The sequence below is a fragment of the Aeromonas sp. 130281 genome, assembly GCF_056642115.1.
The window spans coordinates 1-18,603 of the sequence record NZ_JBWVQS010000003.1 but is presented as its reverse complement, the minus strand read 5'-3'; the positions used below and the strand labels follow the sequence as shown (position 1 = coordinate 18,603).

The 18,603-nt window shown below is 62.5% G+C and carries 15 protein-coding genes; 8 read left to right on the top strand and 7 right to left on the bottom strand.

What is annotated here, in order from left to right; genetic code table 11:
* Positions 1 to 58 precede the first annotated feature (58 nt).
* Both AC1IN8_RS09925 and AC1IN8_RS09920 read left to right on the top strand, forming a co-directional pair.
* A complete protein-coding gene (locus tag AC1IN8_RS09925) occupies positions 59 to 1,111 on the top strand; it encodes an HlyD family secretion protein (RefSeq protein ID WP_247627424.1) in 1,053 nt (350 codons plus the stop codon).
* Positions 1,111 to 2,664: a DHA2 family efflux MFS transporter permease subunit gene (locus tag AC1IN8_RS09920; protein ID WP_479758774.1), complete on the top strand. Its 1,554-nt coding sequence runs from the start codon at positions 1,111 to 1,113 to the stop codon at positions 2,662 to 2,664. Before AC1IN8_RS09925 ends, AC1IN8_RS09920 begins: the two co-directional genes overlap by 1 nt.
* Before the next feature lie 88 nt (positions 2,665 to 2,752).
* On the opposite strand, the gene AC1IN8_RS09915 is transcribed toward AC1IN8_RS09920, so the two are convergent.
* Positions 2,753 to 3,379 (bottom strand): lysoplasmalogenase, encoded by a 627-nt coding sequence (locus tag AC1IN8_RS09915; protein WP_202047793.1) that lies wholly within the window; start codon positions 3,377 to 3,379, stop codon positions 2,753 to 2,755.
* A 173-nt stretch (positions 3,380 to 3,552) separates the two neighbouring features.
* Here AC1IN8_RS09915 and AC1IN8_RS09910 point away from each other — a divergent pair, with 173 nt between their 5' ends.
* Complete coding sequence (locus tag AC1IN8_RS09910) at positions 3,553 to 3,711, top strand: hypothetical protein (protein ID WP_005332188.1); 159 nt, start codon at positions 3,553 to 3,555, stop codon at positions 3,709 to 3,711.
* Between the two features lie 53 nt (positions 3,712 to 3,764).
* On the opposite strand, the gene AC1IN8_RS09905 is transcribed toward AC1IN8_RS09910, so the two are convergent.
* The 6 genes from AC1IN8_RS09905 to AC1IN8_RS09880 all read right to left on the bottom strand — a co-directional run bounded on the left by AC1IN8_RS09905 (position 3,765) and on the right by AC1IN8_RS09880 (position 12,005).
* Complete coding sequence (locus tag AC1IN8_RS09905) at positions 3,765 to 6,317, bottom strand: TRAP transporter permease (protein WP_479758773.1); 2,553 nt, start codon at positions 6,315 to 6,317, stop codon at positions 3,765 to 3,767.
* A gap of 98 nt (positions 6,318 to 6,415) precedes the next feature.
* Positions 6,416 to 7,387 (bottom strand): TAXI family TRAP transporter solute-binding subunit, encoded by a 972-nt coding sequence (locus tag AC1IN8_RS09900; protein ID WP_319912341.1) that lies wholly within the window; start codon positions 7,385 to 7,387, stop codon positions 6,416 to 6,418.
* Between the two features lie 551 nt (positions 7,388 to 7,938).
* Positions 7,939 to 10,080, bottom strand: coding sequence for a S9 family peptidase (locus tag AC1IN8_RS09895; protein WP_479758772.1), 2,142 nt, complete (start codon positions 10,078 to 10,080; stop codon positions 7,939 to 7,941).
* Positions 10,081 to 10,398: 318 nt separating this feature from the next.
* Positions 10,399 to 10,830 carry a DUF411 domain-containing protein gene (locus tag AC1IN8_RS09890; RefSeq protein WP_479758771.1) on the bottom strand — a complete coding sequence of 144 codons (432 nt, stop codon included), beginning with the start codon at positions 10,828 to 10,830 and terminating at the stop codon, positions 10,399 to 10,401.
* 47 nt (positions 10,831 to 10,877) lie between these two features.
* On the bottom strand, positions 10,878 to 11,201 hold the full coding sequence (locus AC1IN8_RS09885) for a hypothetical protein (protein ID WP_479758770.1): 324 nt from the start codon (positions 11,199 to 11,201) through the stop codon (positions 10,878 to 10,880).
* An 81-nt stretch (positions 11,202 to 11,282) separates the two neighbouring features.
* Complete coding sequence (locus AC1IN8_RS09880; protein ID WP_479758769.1) at positions 11,283 to 12,005, bottom strand: SDR family oxidoreductase; 723 nt, start codon at positions 12,003 to 12,005, stop codon at positions 11,283 to 11,285.
* 142 nt (positions 12,006 to 12,147) lie between these two features.
* Between AC1IN8_RS09880 and AC1IN8_RS09875 the strand changes: the two genes are divergently transcribed.
* The 5 genes from AC1IN8_RS09875 to AC1IN8_RS09855 all read left to right on the top strand — a co-directional run bounded on the left by AC1IN8_RS09875 (position 12,148) and on the right by AC1IN8_RS09855 (position 17,252).
* Positions 12,148 to 12,990, top strand: coding sequence for a LysR family transcriptional regulator (locus AC1IN8_RS09875; protein ID WP_479758768.1), 843 nt, complete (start codon positions 12,148 to 12,150; stop codon positions 12,988 to 12,990).
* 61 nt (positions 12,991 to 13,051) lie between these two features.
* The gene (kefF, locus tag AC1IN8_RS09870; protein WP_202047798.1) at positions 13,052 to 13,651 is read left to right on the top strand and encodes a glutathione-regulated potassium-efflux system oxidoreductase KefF; all 600 of its coding nucleotides are present in this window, start codon (positions 13,052 to 13,054) and stop codon (positions 13,649 to 13,651) included.
* A gap of 70 nt (positions 13,652 to 13,721) precedes the next feature.
* Positions 13,722 to 15,578, top strand: a complete 1,857-nt coding sequence (kefC, locus tag AC1IN8_RS09865; protein WP_247627430.1) for a glutathione-regulated potassium-efflux system protein KefC — start codon at positions 13,722 to 13,724, stop codon at positions 15,576 to 15,578.
* Entirely contained in the window at positions 15,575 to 15,961 is a 387-nt protein-coding gene (locus AC1IN8_RS09860; RefSeq protein WP_479758767.1) for a SirB2 family protein, read from the top strand. Before kefC ends, AC1IN8_RS09860 begins: the two co-directional genes overlap by 4 nt.
* 304 nt (positions 15,962 to 16,265) lie before the next feature.
* Positions 16,266 to 17,252, top strand: coding sequence for a helix-turn-helix transcriptional regulator (locus AC1IN8_RS09855; RefSeq protein ID WP_025325391.1), 987 nt, complete (start codon positions 16,266 to 16,268; stop codon positions 17,250 to 17,252).
* The last annotated feature ends 1,351 nt before the right edge of the window (positions 17,253 to 18,603 follow it).

Genomic DNA, 18,603 nt, shown 5'->3' with positions numbered 1-18,603 from the left:
AATCGAAACAGTTACGCGATGTTAGCCTGCCCGCCACAGTTCAGGAAAAACCCATATCATGAGTCAACACAAGAAGATCCCCCTGCTGGCAGCCCTGCTGCTGGCCCTGTTCGGCCTGCTGTTTGCCGCCTACTGGTATCTGCACGGCCGCCATTTCGAGAGCACCGACAACGCCTATCTGCAGAGCGAGGTGACCGGCATCGGCTCCAAGCTGCCCGGCTACATCAGCGAGGTGCTGGTGACCGACAACCAGGAGGTCAAGGCCGGCCAGCTCATCGCCAGACTGGACGACAGGGAGTACAGAACCCGGGTGCTCGAGGCCGAGGCCGATCTGCACCTCAATCAGGCGACCGCGGAGAACCTGGCCGCCACCCGTACCCAGCAGCTGAGCCTCATTCGCCAAGCCGAGGCCAGGGTCGCCTCGGCCAATGCCGAGCAGGTGCGGGCCCAGCAGCAGGTGCGCCGGGTCAGTCAGCTCAATCAGCGCAACTACAGCTCCCAGGACAGTCTGGACGAGGTGCGCGCCGGTCTGCAGGTCAATCAGGCCCAGGAGCAGGAGGCCAGAGCCGCCCTGCAGGCCGCCCGCGAGCGCCTGCTGGTGCTGGACGCCGAAGCCAAGCAGAACCAGGCCAGACTGGCACTGAGTGAGGCCCAGCTCGAACAGGCCAGGCTGGAGCTCGGCTACACAGAGCTGCGGGCCCCGGCGGACGGCATCATAGGCAAGCGCAGCCTGCGGGAAGGGCTCTATGTGCAGTCCGGCATGCAGGTGGCCAGCCTGGTGCCGCTGCAACAGGTGTGGGTCGAGGCGAACTTCAAGGAGACCCAGCTGCAGCACATGCAACCGGGTCAGCGCGTGGAGGTGATCCTGGATGCCTATCCGGATCAGCCGGTCGAGGGGATCATCGACAGCCTGGCCCCCGCCACCGGCGCCAAATTCGCCCTGCTGCCGCCGGAGAACGCCACCGGCAACTTCACCAAGATAGTGCAGCGGGTGCCGGTCAAGATCCGCATCCCAGAGCCGGGCGCACTGGCAGGCAAGCTGCGTCCCGGTCTCTCCAGCGAGGTGATAGTGGACACTCGCACCCCTGATCCCGTGGTCGCCGCCAACTGATGGAACCCATTCCACGTCGCAACTGGATCGCGGTCATGGGGGGCCTCATCGGCGCCTTCATGGCCATACTCGACATCCAGATCACCAACGCCTCCCTGAAGGACATTCAGGGCGCCCTCTCGGCCACCCTGAGCGAGAGCTCCTGGATCTCCACCTCCTACTTGGTGGCGGAGATGATCGCCATCCCGCTGAGCGGCTGGCTGAGCCGGGGACTGAGCGTGCGCCGCTACCTGCTGTGGACCACGGGGGCCTTCATCGTCGCCTCCGTGCTCTGCTCGTTCAGCTGGAACCTGACCAGCATGATCGTCTTCCGGGCGCTGCAAGGGTTCACCGGCGGGGCGCTGATCCCCATGGCCTTCTCCCTCATCGTCAGCCTGCTGCCGCTGCACAAGCGGGCCACCGGCATGGCGCTGTTCGGCCTGTGCGCCACCTTCGCCCCCGCCATAGGCCCGACGCTCGGGGGCTGGCTGACGGAGCAGCTCTCCTGGCACTACATCTTCTACCTGAACGTGCCCCCCGGCCTGCTGGTGATGGCCATGCTGGCCCATGGGCTCGACAAGAAGCCGGTGGACTGGGAGGTGATAAAACGGGTGGATCTGGTCGGCATCCTCACCATGGCGGTGGGGCTGGGTCTGCTGGAGGTGGTGCTGGAGGAGGGCAACAGAGAGGACTGGTTCGGCTCCAGCTTCATAGTGCGGCTCACCGTCATCTCGGTGGTGGCCCTGGTGTTCTTCGTCATCAGCCAGCTGCTGCGCCGCCATCCCCTGGTCAATCTGCGGCTGCTGCACAGCCCGCGCTTCGCCCTGGCCTGCTTCGCCTACCTGGTGCTCGGCATGGCGCTGATGGGCTCCATCTATGTGCTGCCGCTCTACATGGCGCAGATCCACAACTACAACGCCCTGGAGATAGGGGAGGTGCTGATGTGGATGGGCCTGCCCCAGTTGCTGGTGCTGCCCCTGGTGCCCAGGCTGGTCACCCGGATAGATCCGCGCTACCTGGTGAGCTTCGGCTTCCTGGTGTTCGCCATCAGCTGCTTCATGAACGTCAACATGAGCGCCGACTACGCCGGCCCCCAGCTGATCCAGTCGCTGATAGTCCGGGCCCTGGGCCAGCCCTTCATCATGGTGCCCCTCTCCCTGGTGGCGACCGCCAGCCTGACCCCGGAGGAGATCCCCTCCTCCTCCACCCTGCTCAACGTGCTGCGCAACCTCGGGGGGGCCTTCGGCATCGCCATCATAGCCACCCTGATCGACAACGACACCCGCATCCACGCCAGCCAGATAGGCAGCACCCTGGCCGCCACCAGCATAGAGGGGCAGGCCTACCTGCTGCAGCTGGCCCAGACCATGATGGCCCAGGGCTCGGATCCCGCGCTCGCCCAGCAGCAGGCCAGGGCCATGCTGTCCAATACCATCAACCGGGAGGCCGCCATCATGGCCTACAACCAGGTGTTCTACGTGATGGGCATTTTCCTGCTCATCGCCAGCGCCCTGATGCTGCTGCTCAGGCAACCGGCCCCCAGGGCCGCGGACGCCGAGCCGCTGGAGGCGTGACACCAGCATGACAAAACGGGCCCCATGGCCCGTTTTTTTGTGTGGGAGTGCGTACCCCGTTCGCCCTCTGCACAGGGCCCCGAGGCGCTCAGCCTGCGAGGGAGGCGGCGATCAGGAACTGGGCGGCGAAGTAGCTGCTCATGATCCAGGCCGTGGCATGGGGGAAGGGGCGGCGGAAGCGATCGAGGGCCAGCATGCTGTCGGAGAAGAGGAACATCAGCGCCCCTACCAGGGCCGCAGCAGAACCCGCGGTAAGAGAGGCGTGCCAGGCGCCGGCGGCGACCCAGGCCATGCCGATGATCACCAGCATGTAGCAGAAGACGGGGATCTTCATCTCGCCGAGCTTGCCCCACAGCAGGCCGAACACCATGCCGGCCACCAGCAACAGCAGCAGGCCATCCACCAGCTTGAGCACAAGGGGGCCCTGGGCGAAGCCGACTATGTAGCAGAGGTGCGCGACAAAAAATGCCGCCAGTCCCTGGATGAAGCGATCCCGTGGCAGCATCAGCAGCACGTCACCGGCCAGCGACAGGCAGAGGCCGAGCAGGATCCAGGCGTGGGAACCGTTGTGGTCATCGCTCTGGTAGCCAAAGGCCAGGGCGATGATGAACAGCATGGTCAGGGGTTTGCTGATGTAGAACTGACGGGAGTCTGAGCCATAAGCCGCGCGGATGTGCCACCAGCCAGATGCGATGATCAAGAAACTCAATAACATGCCCTGCTCCTCACCGATTGCTCGCGGTCACACGGCAACCTCTTTAGTGCCCGCAAGAGTAGCAAATTCCCCCGCCCAGTGGCAGGGGGGTGAAGCAGATGGCACCCTACACCTAAAGTCTAATTGCCCCCTGCTCGCGGCTCGGGCATAAGAGACAGCTCTGGAAGATCACCATGGAAGACGCAATGACCAACTACCTGCCCGCCATCGATATCATGATGTGCCACCTGGGGATCAGCTTCGAACAAGCCTGTGAACAGCTTGGTCTGAGCCCGCAGGAACAACAGACCCTGGATCAGCTGCAAAAGCAGAAGCAGACCCAGTCAAACTAGCCTGCCCGGTATTGAAAACGGCGCCATCGAGGCGCCGTTTTTATTGGTGGTGTCTATGAGCGGGTGGCCCGTCGCCGTTGCAGCCAGATCACCAGTGCAAACAGCAGGAAGCCCGGGATCCACATCAGCTCCTTGTGCCAGCGCTCGGTAGGCGCCTTGACGGAGAGGATCTCCTGATCAAACTCCATGCCGGCCGCCGCCGCCGGACTGCCGAAGGTGACGTTGTCGATCAGGGTCTTGCCGTCCTGCTCGTACAGGGTCAGCCCCAGGCCGGCCAATCGCTCTTCGCCATCGGCACCGGCCGGTACCGCCAGCAACACAGTGGATTGACGCAGCTTGCCCACCGCATCCTCCCCCTGGATCCGCAGTCGCAGTGTGCTCTCCGCTTCCACCTCGCCCAGGGTCCGGGCCAGCTGGGCGGGAGGCGTCTCACGATAGGGATCGTGCACCATGTCCATCCAGAAACCGGGACGGAACAGGGTGAAGGCCACCAGCAGCAGCAGCACGTTCTCGTACCAGCGGCTCTTCACCAGGAACCAGCCCTGGGTGGCGGCGGCGAAGATCAGCATGGCGACCGTGGCCACCACGAAGATCAGCACCCCGTGGGCGAAGTCCACGTCGATCAGCAGCAGATCCGTGTTGAAGATGAACAGGAACGGCAGCGCCGCGGTGCGCAGGCTGTAGTAGAAGGCGGTGATCCCGGTCTTGATGGGATCCCCCTTGGAGACGGCGGCCGCCGCAAACGAGGCCAGCCCCACCGGCGGGGTCACGTCCGCCATGATGCCGAAGTAGAACACGAACAGGTGCACGGCGATGAGCGGCACTATGAGGCCGTTCTGCTGCCCCAGCGTCACCACCACGGGGGCCAGCAGGCTGGAGACCACTATGTAGTTCGCTGTGGTGGGCAGCCCCATGCCGAGAATAAGACTCAGCAGAGCGGTGAGGATCAGCATCAGCAGCAGGTTGCCCATGGAGAGCATCTCCACCAGATCCGCCAGCACCAGGCCGACCCCGGTCTGGGAGACGGCACCGACTATGATCCCCGCCGTGGCGGTGGCGATGCCGATGCCGATCATGTTGCGGGCACCGGCCACCAGGCCCTCCTTCAAGTCCACCAGACCATCGCGGGCCGAGCCGTAGTCATGCTTGCCGTCGGTACGCAGCCAGTTGAGCAGCGGCCGCTGGGTCAGCAGGATGATCACCAGCATGACGGTACCCCAGAAGGCCGACAGCCCCGGGGAGAGGCGCTCCACCATCAGGCACCACACCAGCACCACCACCGGCAGCAGGAAGTGCAGGCCGGAGAGCAGCACGGCGCGGGTGTTCGGCAGCTCGGTGAGGGGCTGATCCGGATCCTCGGCGGGCAGCGGCGCATTGCTGGCCGCTATCTTCAGCAGACCCAGATAGACGGCCGCCAGCAGCAGGGCGATCCCCGGCAGGGCATAGTCCCCCAGCGCCGGCTTGAGCCAGCCCAGACCATGGTAGACCGCCATCGACAGGCCGCTGATGAGGGTGGCACCGAAGGCGAAGCCGGTCAGGCGACGCAGCCAGGGCTTGGGTTGATGGCCGCCGATGGGCTGCATGCCGAGCTTGAGCGCTTCCAGGTGGACTATGTAGAGCAGCGCTATGTAGGAGATGGCCGCCGGCAGGAAGGCGTGCTTGATGATCTCCACGTAGGGAATGCCCACGTACTCCACCATCAGGAAGGCCGCCGCCCCCATCACGGGGGGCATGATCTGGCCGTTGACCGAGGAGGCCACCTCGACCGCCCCCGCCTTCTCCTTGGAGAAGCCGACCCGCTTCATCATGGGGATGGTGAAGGTGCCCGTGGTCACCACGTTGGCGATGGAGGAGCCGGAGATGACCCCGGTCAGGGCCGAGGCCACCACGGCCGCCTTGGCCGGGCCGCCGCGCAGGTGGCCGAGCAGGCTGAAGGCGAGCTGGATGAAGTAGTGACCGGCACCGGCCCGCTCCAGCAGGGCGCCGAACAGCACGAACAGGAACACGAAGCTGGTGGAGACCCCGAGGGCGATGCCGAACACCCCCTCCGTGGTGATCCACTGGTGGTTCGCCAGGGCGGTGAAGCTCACCCCGCGGTGCGCCAGCAGCCCCGGCATCCAGGGGCCGGCCAGGCTGTAGGCGAGAAACACCAGGGCGATCACCGCCAGGGCCGGGCCCAGGGCACGGCGGGCGGCTTCCAGCAACAGCGGAATGCCGATGCAGGCGGTGATCAGATCGGCCGTGGTGAGGTTGCCGGGGCGCTGGGCCAGGGCCTCATACATGACGAACAGATAGGCGGCCGCACCGGCGGCGATCAGACCGAGGGCGATGTCGCCGAGGGGCACCCTGTCTCTGGGGGAACGCCGGAAGGCCGGGAACACCAGATAGGCCAGCAGCAGGGCGAAGGTCAGGTGAATGGCGCGGGTTTCGGTGTCATTGAGTACGCCGACCCCGAAAATGAAGGGGAGCGGCGAGGCGATCCAGAGCTGGAACAGGGACCAGGCCAGCGCCAGCCCGGTGATCAGCCAGCCCATGAGGCCGAGGGGCAGCCGGGCGCCCACGTCCTGGGCGATCAGTTCCTCGGTAGAGAGTTGTTTTTCTTGCATAGGGTTAACTTTTGCCTGCGAGTACAACGACACGACACCCGCTACCGGTGTGGCGGGCGGGTGTCGAAGAGAACGATGGAAGGCCGGCAGGCCTTCAATCAGAGCCAGCCACGCTCTTTGTAGTAACGTGCGGCGCCTTCATGCAGGGGCGCGGAGAGACCCACCTTGATCATGTCGGCCTCTTTCAGATCGGCGAAGGCCGGGTGCAGACGCTTGAAGCGATCCAGGTTGTCGAACACCGACTTGACCAGCTGGTAGACCACTTCAGGATCGGCCTTGGCACTGGTGGAGAGCACCGCCTTGCCACCGATGGACGGGGTCGGCTTGTCGCTGCCCTTGTAGAGACCACCCGGGATCTCGGCCTTGGTGTAGTAGCTCTTCTCGGCCAGCAGCTTGTCGATGTCGGCGCCGGTCACCGGCACCAGCACGGCGTCCGTGGTGGTGGAGGCTTCCTGGATGGCACCGTTCGGGTGACCGACGAAGTAGCTCATGGCGTCGATGTTGTTGTCACCCAGGGCGGAGGCCTGCTCCGCCGGCTTCAGCTCGGAGACCAGGCCGAAGTCGCCCTTCTTCCAGCCCTTGACCGCCATGATCTCTTCCATGGTGTCGCGCTGGCCGGAACCCGGGTTGCCGATGTTGACGCGCTTGCCCTTCAGGTCGTCGAAGCCGGCGATCTTGGCGTCGCGGCGGGCGAGAATGGTGAACACTTCGCTCTGCAGGGAGAAGACGGCGCGCATGTCATCCATGGCCCCCTCGGCCTGGAAGGGAGGCAGCCCCTTCATCGCCTTGTACTGGTGGTCGGACTGCATGATGCCGAAGTTGAACTCACCGCTGCGGATGCCGTTGACGTTGGCCACGCCACCGCCACTGGCAGGCGCATTGCACTTGATCTGGTGATCGGCGGCGCCGCGATTGAGGAAACGACAGATGGACTGGCCCGCCACGTAGTAGACGCCGGTCTGACCGCCGGTGCCTATGGTCACGAAGCGCTCCTGCGCCTGTACCGGACCACCAAACGACACACCGACCAGGGCCGCCGACAGGGCGCACGCCAAGGATAATCCTTTCATGTTCTTCATCCTTTTCATTGATTTATCTCACCCGATTCCCGGGTGAATATGAGACGGACCCGCACCAAGACTGGGTCTGCCTATACAGCCTCGTACGAGGAAATGGTCGAGCGGCGAACGCCCTTCCAGAAGCCACCATCATCCTGCGGTGAGATAATCAGCGTCATGCCGACTGAGGGTGATTCGACCACAAAAGAGCCGGATCAAAAGTTGTAACCCCTTGATTAGGCACAGAGTGCCAACATAAATCAAACAAAATGGCAAAGCCGTGGATTTAAATAGCGAGAAATTTGAACTGGATCATCAATTCATCGGTCGTGGATTAATTGGTTTTGTGTGCGCAGGCAGCGGGGAAATAGAGGGAGTGGATTCCTTTGTAACCCTTTACTGACAAGGGCTGCCATCTGGCTGAGGGCGCCCCGAGACAGGGGCAAGATAGGGTGCAAGACACAGGCCGGCGGGGTTGCCCTCGCCGGCCTGATCTCATCTGCGAATCGGCGCCATCTCTGGCGCCCGGATCGCGGTTCAGCAACCAGCTGTTAACCCCGGCCTCATGCCTTCGGCCTGGCCAGCTCCAGGATGAAGGCAAACTCCAGAGCGATGTCCTCGTAAGCCTTGAAGCGACCCGACTTGCCGCCGTGACCGGCATCCATGTCGGTGCTGAGCAGCAGCTGGTTGTCGTCCGTCTTCAGCTCCCGCAGCTTGGCGACCCACTTGGCGGGCTCCCAATACTGTACCTGGGAATCGTGCAGACCCGTGGTGACCAGCAGGTTGGGGTAGGCCTGCGCCTTGACCTGATCGTAGGGGCTGTAGCTCTTCATGTAGTCGTAGTAGCGCTTCTGGTTCGGGTTGCCCCACTCGTCGTACTCCCCTGTGGTGAGGGGAATGGACTCGTCCAGCATGGTGGTGACCACGTCGACGAAGGGCACCTGGGCCACCACGCCGCGATAGAGCTGGGGCGCCTGGTTGATGACGGCCCCCATCAGCAGGCCGCCGGCGCTGCCCCCCATGGCGTAGACCTGGTCTCTCGCCCCATAGCCCTGGGCCACCAGCGCCTCGGTCACGTCGATGAAGTCGTGGAAGGTGTTCTGTTTTTTCAGCAGCTTGCCGTCTTCATACCAGGGGCGCCCCAGCTCTTCGCCACCCCGGACATGGGCGATGGCGTAGACGAAGCCGCGGTCCAGCAGGCTCAGGCGCGAGCTGCTGAAGTCGGGATCCATGCTGGCGCCGTAGGAGCCGTAGCCATAGACCAGCAGGGGATTCTTGCCCTCCTTCTTGAACAGATCCTTGCGATAGACCAGGGAGACAGGCACCGCCACCCCGTCGCGGGCGGTCACCCAGACCCGCTCGCTGGCGTACTGGTCGGCCTTGAAGCCCGCCACCGGCTGCTGCTTGAGCAGGGTGCGTTTGCCGCTGTCCAGATTCAGCTCATAGGTGGAGGACGGCGTGGTCATGGAGGAGTAGCCATAGCGCAGGGCGCTGGTCTCCGGCTCCGGGTTGTAGGCGAGCCAGGTGACATAGGCGGGATCGTCGAAGGCGATCTCTTTCTGCTCCCCGCTCTGCCAGTTGATCTGGCGCAGCCGGGTCAGCCCCTTGCTGCGCTCCTCCAGCACCAGCCAGTCCCTGAACAGGGCATAGCTCTCCAGCAGCACGTCCGGATTGGGGGCTATCACCGCCTTCCAGCGATCCACCGGGCTCTCTCTGGTCTCGTAGAGGCCGAAGTTCTTGCCATCCTTGTTGGAGCGCACATAGAAGCGGCCGCGGTAGTGATCCAGGCTGTATTCGTGATCCACCTGGCGGGGCAGGAACAGGCGCGGCGCCTGGACCGGCGTGTTGGCGTCGATGAGGCGCGCCTCGCTGGTGGTGGTGCTGGAGAGGGCGATGACGATGAAGTCTTCCGAGGTGGTGGCATAGAGGCTGACGTAGAAGCTGTCATCCTTCTCCTCGTAGACCAGCTTGTCCTTGGCGGGATCGCTGCCCAGCTCGTGGCGATAGACCTGATAGGGCAGCAGTGTCTTGGGGTGCTTGCGCACATAGAACACCGTCTTGCTGTCGTTGGCCCACACCAGGTTGCCCGAGGTGTTCTCCAGCTTGTCGGCGGCCCAGGTGCCGCTCTCCAGATCGAGGAACTGGATCTGGTACTGACGGCGGGAGAGGAAGTCTTCCGCCACCGCCAGCCAGCGGTTGTTGCGACTCACCTCGAGCGCCCCCAGCGAATAGAACTCGTGACCCTCGGCGCGCTGGTTGCTGTCCAGCATCAGGCTGACGTCCTTCTCCCCCACCTTGCTGCGGGAGTAGATGGCGTACTCCTTGCCCGGCTCATAGCGGGTCTGGTAGCGGTAGCCGTTCTTCACATAGGGCACTGACTCGTCCTGCTGGGGGATACGGGCCACCATCTCCTTGTAGAGCTGGTCACGCAGCGGCTTGACCGGCTTGAGCATGGCCTCGGTGTAGGCGTTTTCGGCCTTGAGATAGTCCAGCACCTCGGGCTTTTGCCGATCGTCGTCACGCAACCAGTAGTAGTTGTCGATCCGGACGTCCCCGTGCTTTTTCAGGGTATGGGGGTGCTTGGGGGCCACAGGAGGCAGGATGGGGGTTTCGCTTGTCGGCATGACGGGCTCTTCATTGGCATGGGTACAGGGCACGGCGACCAGACAAGCCAGCAGCAGCAACCCTCGGGGAAAGATGAACATGTCGCATCCTTTGCGCTGTAACAGGGCAGGCAGGCTCGCGGGGAGCGCCATGAATTGACGATCAGGCCGCCGCCGCTCACTCCGCCGGTGCGGAAACAAGGCTGGCAAACCGGAACATCGCCCCTGAGAAAATAAATTGGCGATCAATCTGCCCCTTGTCGCCCTGGGTTGCAAGTGATCCCCGGACATTCGGCCCCAAACCATGAAAAAGGGCCACCCTCTCACAAGGGTGGCCCTCCTGCTCTGGCCATGAGCGGCACGGATTCGCTCAGGTGTGCCTCACATGATGGAGTGGTGCCGGCTCATGACCAGTGTTCGTCAGCCGGGATAGCTCGACCAGACTCTGGTCGCGCCCTCCTCGCTGATGCTCAGCACCTGGTAGGGCTGACCCGGAATATCCATGCCAGGCGCACTCTGGGGCATGCCCGGAATGGTCAGGCCGCGGATCGCCGGTTTTTCCTTGAGCAGCTTCTGCACGTCGGCGGCGGGCACATGTCCCTCCACCACATAGCCGTTCACCACCCCGGTGTGGCAGGAGGCCAGCTGCGGGGTGATGCCGTACTGTTGCTTGACCGGTTCAAGCTGCTCGGTTTCGACGACCTTGACCGCAAAGCCGTTCTCTTCCATGTGCTTGATCCAGGTCTTGCAGCAGCCGCAATACCGGGACTTGTAGACTGTCATCTGCTCGGTTGCCAGAGCAGAAAAACTGATGGTACCGGCCAGCACGGCCAGTAACAGAGACTTGTACATGACTCACCTCGGATAAGAAGAAATGCCCAAAAAACGGGTAACTCGACTCAACCCAGCTGGCGAGGTGGCCGTTCGAGCCGCTCCAGCGGCGCCTCCGGCATGAAGAGGGAGGGGGAAATGAACGCTGGCATGTCGGGCTCAAGCCAGGTCACCGTCAGGCTGTCGCTGGTGAGCACCGTCATGGCGAGCGCCGAGGTGAAGCTGCCGCAAGGCATGGCTTTTTCCAGGGTGCGTTCGCTCTGGCTGCAATGGGGGGTCAGAGTACAGAGATCGGTCGCCGCCCGGCTGCCAAACGACATCAGCACCATCAGCAGGCTCCACAGGGGAAGCCAGCGGCGGGCGCGAGCGAGTTGACGACGGGTCAGGACCATGGGATGACTCAGTGATCGAAGAGGGCCTATGGTAACCCTTGGCCCAGGGGGAGGGTCAAGCCCTCCCCGCCGTCATGGTTATCAGGGTTGCTGGCGGGTGGCCGCCAGCACTATCTCGCGCACGCAGACGTTGGCAGGCTGGCTCCAGGCATAGAGCACGGCCTCGGCAATCACCTCGGGGGCGATGACGCCACCCATCTCCTCTTTCCAGCCGTGGTAGCCGGCCTTGATGCTCTCATCCGTGGTATGGCTGAGCAGCTCGGTCTCCACCGCCCCCGGGGCTATGGTCACCATCCGCACACCGACGTCCGCCACCTCTTCCCGGATGTTCTCGGTCAGGGCATGCACCGCAAACTTGGTGGCGCAGTAGGCGGCATGGTTCGGGAAGGTCTTGCGACCGGCGATGGAGCTGATGTTGATGATGGTGCCGCTGCGGCGCGCCTTCATTCCGGCCAGCACGGCATGCACGCCGTTCAGCACCCCCATGACATTGATGTTGAGCATCTGCTGCCACTCGGCCGGATCCTGCGCATCGGCCTGACCCAGCAGCATGACGCCGGCATTGTTGACCAGACAGCCCACAGGGCCGAATTGCGCCTCGGCCTGCTGGACGGCAGCCTTCATGGCGGCGGTGTCGGTGACGTCGACGCCGACACAGAGTGCGTCGGGCAGGTTCAGCGCCTGCATGGGCTCGACCCGGCGGGCCAGCAGCAACAGGGGGTGACCGGCGGCAGAGAAGGCGCGGGCGATGGCGGCACCGATCCCGGCGGAGGCACCGGTGATCACGACGAGGGACTTGGACATGGGTATTTCCTTCTGATTCATTGAGGAACTCAGTCAAACAAGGGCTGGCCAGCACGGGACTCAATCACTATAGTCGCCACATCTATCGGTGATAAATATTGTTTTCCACTGGTTACCATCTGAAAAAGCTATGGTTGATTTTATGCTGGACCTGAGATTGCTACGCTTCTTCATCGCCATCTATGAAGAAAAGAACATCACGGCGGCGGCGGCACGCTGCCACGTCAGTCAACCCTCCCTCTCGGCGGGCCTGCGCCAGCTGGAGGAGTCCCTAGGTGACAGCCTGTTCATCCGGGGCAAGAAGGGGGTGGAGGCCAGGGACCCGGCCCATTACCTCTATCCCCACGCGGTCAAGCTGGTGGAAGAGGCTCGCCGCCTGCCGGAGCTGTTTCGCCAGAAGGCGACGCGCGCCAGGCTCAATATCGCCATCATGCCGGACTTGAGCCGCCGCCGGGTGGCCGGGCTGTTGCAGCGGGTGCAGAGGGTGCTGCCCGAGCTGGATCTCACTCTCTCCGACTACGGCACCCCTGCCGACTGCCGACTGACTCTGGATGCCCTGCGCCGGGAGGACGAGATCTTCCTGCCGCTCTGGGAGGAGGACTATGTGCTCTGCGTCCCGGTCGACCATCCCCTTGCCAGTCGCGAGAGGATCGAGCTGGTAGAGCTGCAACATCATGATTTTATTGAGTGTCCCCCCTGCGAGGCTCATCAGCAGACCATAGGCCTGCTGGCCTGTGACCGGCTCACCCTCAATCTGGTGGCCAAGGCCGAGAGCAAGGGGCTGGTGATGGCACTGGTGCTGGCGGGAGTGGGCATCAGTTTCCTGCCCGACGGGCTGGTGGAAGATGAGCCGGGGCTGCGCACCCTGGCAGTGAGCGGACCCCGGATGTTTCGCCGCATCGGGCTCTGTTATCCCGCCCATCAGACCCTGAATCCGGCGCTGCGCGACCTGATCCCGGAACTGGCGAGCCGGGGTGCTTCTTGATAACGTCGCAGCTCACCGCCCTTTTTTATCGGCACCAGGCCCCTCTTCAGGCTAGGACCTCATGAAACGCATTCTGATCATCTTCTCGCACCCGGCCCTGCAGAGCTCCAGAGCCAACAGGCAGCTGCTGCAGGCACTCGACGGCCTGGAGGGCATCACCCTGCACGACCTCTATCACCACTACCCGGACATGTTCATCGACGTTAAGCGGGAGCAGGCCCTGCTGTCTGAGCACGACATCATCGTCTTCCAGCACCCCTTCTACTGGTACTCCTGCCCGGCCATCATGAAGGAGTGGCTGGATCTGGTGCTGGAATATGGCTACGCCTACGGCCCCGAGGCCCACGCCCTCAGTGGCAAGCAGTGGCTCTCCGCCATCACCACGGGGGGCGCTCCGGAATCATATTGCAGCGAGGGCTACAACCAGCGCCCACTGCTCGACTTCCTGCTGCCGTTCCAGCAGACGGCGCAACTGTGCGGCATGCAGTGGCTGCCCCCCTTCGTGCTGCACTCCTTCCACAAGCTGAAAGACCCGGAGGCGCTGCGCCGCTGTGGCCAGGATTACCGCCAGCTGATCTGCGCCCTGCGCGATGAGCGGCTGACCCCGGCCCAGCTCGCTGGCAGCCCCTATCTGCGGGACCTGCTGGGGGAGTTGTCATGACGACAGGTTGGATTTTCATCGGGCTTGCGCTGCCGGCCCTGAGGAACAGAGATGAACGGAGGGCCGGCTGATGGGGCACGGATTGTTGTTTGACGCCTTGATCTATCTCTCGGCGGCGGTGATAGCGGTGCCGCTGGCCAAACGCTGGGGGCTGGGTTCCGTGCTCGGCTACCTGCTGGCGGGCATCATCATAGGTCCCTTCCTGCTGGGGCTGGTGGGGGAGCAGAAGGATGTGATGCACTTCGCCGAGTTCGGGGTGGTGCTGATGCTGTTTCTGGTCGGGCTGGAGCTGCGCCCTGCCCTGCTGTGGCAACTGAAGGGACCCATACTCGGCACTGGCGGCCTGCAGGTGCTGCTCACCACGGGGGCCCTGACCGGGGTCGCTCATCTCATCGGCCTGCCCTGGCAGCAGGGGCTCGCCATCGGTCTCATCCTGGCGCTGTCGTCCACCGCCATCGTGCTGCAGAGCCTGCAGGAGCGCAAACTGATGCAGAGCGAGAGCGGGCGATCCGCCTTCGCTGTGCTGCTGTTCCAGGACATCGCCGTCATTCCCATCCTGGCCATACTGCCGCTGCTCGCCATCGCGCCTGTGGCCAGCAACGGCAATCCGGATCTGGCGGGCTGGCAGCACGGCCTGCTGGTGGTCGCCGCCATCGCCGGCATAGTGCTGGGCGGCCACTACCTGATGCGGCCGGTGTTCCGTGCCATCGCCCAGTCCCACATGCGGGAGATCTTCGTCGCCGCCGCCCTGCTGCTGGTGATCGCCATCGCGGTGCTGATGGAGTCGGTGGGCCTCTCGCCTGCGCTGGGCTCCTTCCTCGCCGGCGTGGTGCTGGCGGACAGCGAGTATCGCCACGAGCTGGAGGCGGACATAGAGCCGTTCAAGGGGCTGCTGCTCGGCCTCTTCTTCATGTCGGTGGGCGCCGGCATCGACTTCGGCCTGTTTGCCGCCCATCCCCTGCTCATTCCATCCCTGGTGATAGGGCTGATGCTCCTGAAATGGGGGGTGCTGATGGTGCTCGGCCTGATCATTCGCATCTCACCGAGCCAGCGCTGGACCTTCGCCCTGGCGCTGGCACAAGGGGGGGAGTTCGCCTTCGTGCTGTTCTCGTTCGCCGCCCAGAACAAGGTGCTGCCCGGTGACACCATCTCGCTGCTGACCCTGGTGGTGGCGCTCTCCATGGCGCTGACGCCGCTCTTGCTGATCCTCAACGATCGGGTGATCCAGCCCTGGTTCGACTACCGCAACCAGAGCGATGCCCCCGAACACGAACAGCCGGAACTGGTCGAGCACCCGGTCATCATCGCCGGCTTCGGCCGCTTCGGTCAGATAGTGGGGCGTCTGCTGCACGGTCACGGCATAGGCACCACCATACTGGAGCAGGACGCCAGCCAGATAGAGATGCTGCGCAAGTACGGCTATCAGGTATTCTACGGCGATGCCAGCCGGCTCGACCTGCTCCATGCCGCCGGAGCCCACAAGGCCAGGCTGCTGGTGCTCTCCATCAACGATCCGGCTACCTCCCTCGAGGTGATCGAGATGGTGAAAAAACACTTCCCGCACCTAAAGATCCTGGCCCGCGCCCAGGACAGGCCCCATGCCCACGAGATCCTTCGGCACGGCGTCGACAGCGTGCACCGGGAAACCCTGGGATCGGCCGTGGATCTGGGGGTAGAGGCACTGACCCAGCTCGGATTCCGGGCCAACCAGGCCTGGCGTGCGGGTCAGGTGTTCAAGCAGTATGACAACCGGCTGCTGCGGGAACAGGTCAATTACCTGGATGATGAGCACACCTATATCAACAAGAGCCTGCAATACCGCGAGATCCTCTCCGATCTGCTGCAAGACGATCAGGAAGGACAGGAGCGTACCCACGCGCACAACTGGAACAGCGGTCTGCCCGACAACGACAAGGAAGCAATATGATTGCCTATTACCCCATGTTCAAACACCTGCACATGACCCTGGCCATGGTCAGCCTGCTGCTGTTCATCTACCGCTGGAGCCTGGCGCTGTCTGGCAGCGGGCGCTTGCAGCAGAAGTGGCTCAAGGTGTTGCCCCACATCAACGACACCTTGCTGCTGCTGTTTGGCGTGCTGCTGGCGGTCACCCTGCAGATGAGCCCCGGGCAGCAGCCCTGGCTGATGGCCAAGCTGATCGCCCTGGTGCTCTACATAGGGCTCGGCGTCATGGCGCTCAAGCGCCCTGCGCGCAGCCAGAAACTGATCGCCGGGGTCGCCGCCCTCGCGGTATTTGGCTACATGATTGGCGCCGCCATCACCAAGTCAGCCTGGTCCTGGCTGGCCTGAACGACCTCTTTGCCGGTGAGGGCCCAGTCCCTCACCTCTCTCCCCCTGCCGAATACCCTCCTCCCCCTTGGCTCCCTATACATTTCTCCCCTGTCGTGACAACCGGGCAAATCTGGAGAACGCTTTATTTTGGCAAAAAACAGCGCCAAACAACCCCCGCCACGCCTTGATTGTCGATTATTATCAATCAGTTATCGCGTTATGTATGAAAATGGCGACAGTTGTCGCAGCAAAACTTGCGACATAGACTGTCGCATGCCATGGCTAGGATACACTCAACGCTAAACCAGTGAAGGCATGCACCATGAGTAAGAAGCTGTTACGACAACTGACCTTGGCGCGTTGCATCCCGCACCGCCCTTACAAGCTGACCGCCAGCCAACTCCAGGTAAAACTGGAAGAGGAAGGCATTCACGTCAGTCTGCGTACCGTGCAACGGGACCTGGAAGAGATGTCCGGCATGGGACTGTTCGACCTCACCTCGGATGAGCGCAGCAAACCACACGGCTGGTGCTTCGAGCGCCACGGTCTCAACGACTTTGCCAACATCATGCCGCTCTCCCTGGCGGTGGCCCTGAAAACCTGGAGTGATCAGGCGAGCCAACTGCTACCGGCGAGTGTATTGACCGAATTGAACCCCCTGGTCGACAAGGCCAGCCAGGTGATCCGTGACAGCCAGAGCGAACTGGCGGAGCGCTGGCTCGAGAGCGTGCATCAGTCGCCGCGTCCGTTTGCCGGCAACCCTGAGATCCGCCGCAGCACCCTGATCCGCGACGCCCTCTGGCGTGGTCGCAAGTTCAGCGCCGAGATCCAGCGTGTCATCAAGGAACGCACCGTGTGGCTCTGCTATGACCGCATCAATCCGCTCGGGATCCTGAACCAGCCCGATGGCCCCATCCTGCTCTGCACCCTGTCCGAGCTGGATCCCAAGGTCTATGGCATCCCGTTCGATCACATCAAGAACGTGGAACTGACCAACTTCAGCGCCACCCAGCCGAAGGATTTCAACGTCCAGAAGCTGATCCGCGACCAGGGCTATCAGGACGTCAGTGGCCCGATCCGCTTCGTCGGACGCATCGATGCCAACTGCCCCACTCTGATCGATGGGCAGATCCCGGGACACAACCCGCGCATGACCCGCTACGACAAGCGCAGCGTGGTGGTGGAGACCGAGGTCCAGGATACGCCCGAGTTCCGCTCCTGGTTGAACAACATGAGTGGCAACCTGGAAGTATTGGCACCGGAGTCCCTGCGCAAGGCATATCCGACACCGGGTACCCGGGTCAGCTGAGCACAATCGGATGAATGATGAAAAGCCGAGCATGAGCTCGGCTTTTGTCTGTTTTTCACACATAATTATTCAATTAATTTTTAACTCTTACACCCCTGATTGAGCCTTCTGTACCATCGTTTTCCTCCCTGTTTTTGGTTGTGAGAGATCCGCCATTCCTCCTGTAAGACCCCTCAGTGTTGAGCCGTACGTGAAGCCATCCCGAGAGCCACATGCTTTCCTGGGAAACTAAATAAGGTACTGATAAAAAAGAAAAATTCAGATTCATGACAGATATTAATTCATCATCTGGCGTTATCTGATGGCCTTCCATGCCTTGTTCCTGCCCACGATTGCCTTAGTATGGGTCTCACAAGGACGGCTGGTCCGGCAGGATGCAGGAACAGCGCATAAATAGGAAAGCCGCAGGATGTGGCAGGACACCTCAGGATGAGGTTGATAACCCGGATGGTTATCACAAGGAATGACAGGACAACCGCAGGATGCGGTCGCAGGACACCCCGGGATGAGGGCGAGTGGCACGGATAGTCACTCTTCAGGATGACAGGAACTCCGCAGGAGCGGCAGGAACAGCTTCAGGATGAAGCGAGATGACCAGGGTGGTTATCTGTCAGGATGACGCATGGAACACCACGGGATGTGGTAATGGACACCTCCAGGACGGAGACGGTGAAGCAATCAGGAGTGATTGCTAGGCTAGGATGGCCACAGGACACCCCAATGGAATGGGAAGGGGAAATTCCAAAGGAAAGGATAGAGTCAAGGATTGCAGGGAGCATGGCAGTTCAGGGACTGGACGAGATGACTTGAGGGGACGGCAGACGCCGTCCCCTTTTCTTTATATGCATTCCAGCGAATCAGCCCATCCTGGGGGCACTTACCCCATGTCCCGGAGCTGTTGCCTGAATCACCTCGCCTGCAGGCATAAGAAGCATCACATGCATCTCGTGGACGGCTCCTGGCCACAGTTATCGAAACCAATATCCATTACCCTAGGCAGAAAAGCGGAACGCCTTGGCCCCCCAGAGACGCTTCTTCCCAACTTCTTTATTCATCGAGCAGCCGAGTCTATTGAGTGGACGACGATTTGCCCCTCCCTCTGCTTCATATGCACCAGAGCAAAATCAGTGGCGGAGTGTCCATGGAAGCCGCGTGAAACCGGGTGGCAATCAGAGAACATGTGGCAACGCACTGATATCGTCGAGCCTTTAGTGGTGGCTGTAGTGTTTCAGGGGGCTTTAAACGAAAAAAAGCCCAGTCTTTCGACTGGGCTTTCTAAATAGTGGCGGAGCGGACGGGACTCGAACCCGCGACCCCCGGCGTGACAGGCCGGTATTCTAACCGACTGAAC

Coding starts and splice junctions, on each gene's coding strand:
- AC1IN8_RS09895 (WP_479758772.1), bottom strand. CDS start 10,080: ATGTTCATCTTTCCCCGAGGGTTGCTGCTGCTGGCTTGTCTGGTCGCC.
- AC1IN8_RS09920 (WP_479758774.1), top strand. CDS start 1,111: ATGGAACCCATTCCACGTCGCAACTGGATCGCGGTCATGGGGGGCCTC.
- AC1IN8_RS09875 (WP_479758768.1), top strand. CDS start 12,148: ATGCTGGACCTGAGATTGCTACGCTTCTTCATCGCCATCTATGAAGAA.
- AC1IN8_RS09860 (WP_479758767.1), top strand. CDS start 15,575: ATGATTGCCTATTACCCCATGTTCAAACACCTGCACATGACCCTGGCC.
- AC1IN8_RS09890 (WP_479758771.1), bottom strand. CDS start 10,830: ATGTACAAGTCTCTGTTACTGGCCGTGCTGGCCGGTACCATCAGTTTT.
- AC1IN8_RS09855 (WP_025325391.1), top strand. CDS start 16,266: ATGAGTAAGAAGCTGTTACGACAACTGACCTTGGCGCGTTGCATCCCG.
- AC1IN8_RS09905 (WP_479758773.1), bottom strand. CDS start 6,317: ATGCAAGAAAAACAACTCTCTACCGAGGAACTGATCGCCCAGGACGTG.
- AC1IN8_RS09915 (WP_202047793.1), bottom strand. CDS start 3,379: ATGTTATTGAGTTTCTTGATCATCGCATCTGGCTGGTGGCACATCCGC.
- AC1IN8_RS09925 (WP_247627424.1), top strand. CDS start 59: ATGAGTCAACACAAGAAGATCCCCCTGCTGGCAGCCCTGCTGCTGGCC.
- AC1IN8_RS09910 (WP_005332188.1), top strand. CDS start 3,553: ATGGAAGACGCAATGACCAACTACCTGCCCGCCATCGATATCATGATG.
- AC1IN8_RS09880 (WP_479758769.1), bottom strand. CDS start 12,005: ATGTCCAAGTCCCTCGTCGTGATCACCGGTGCCTCCGCCGGGATCGGT.
- kefF (WP_202047798.1), top strand. CDS start 13,052: ATGAAACGCATTCTGATCATCTTCTCGCACCCGGCCCTGCAGAGCTCC.
- AC1IN8_RS09885 (WP_479758770.1), bottom strand. CDS start 11,201: ATGGTCCTGACCCGTCGTCAACTCGCTCGCGCCCGCCGCTGGCTTCCC.
- kefC (WP_247627430.1), top strand. CDS start 13,722: ATGGGGCACGGATTGTTGTTTGACGCCTTGATCTATCTCTCGGCGGCG.
- AC1IN8_RS09900 (WP_319912341.1), bottom strand. CDS start 7,387: ATGAAAGGATTATCCTTGGCGTGCGCCCTGTCGGCGGCCCTGGTCGGT.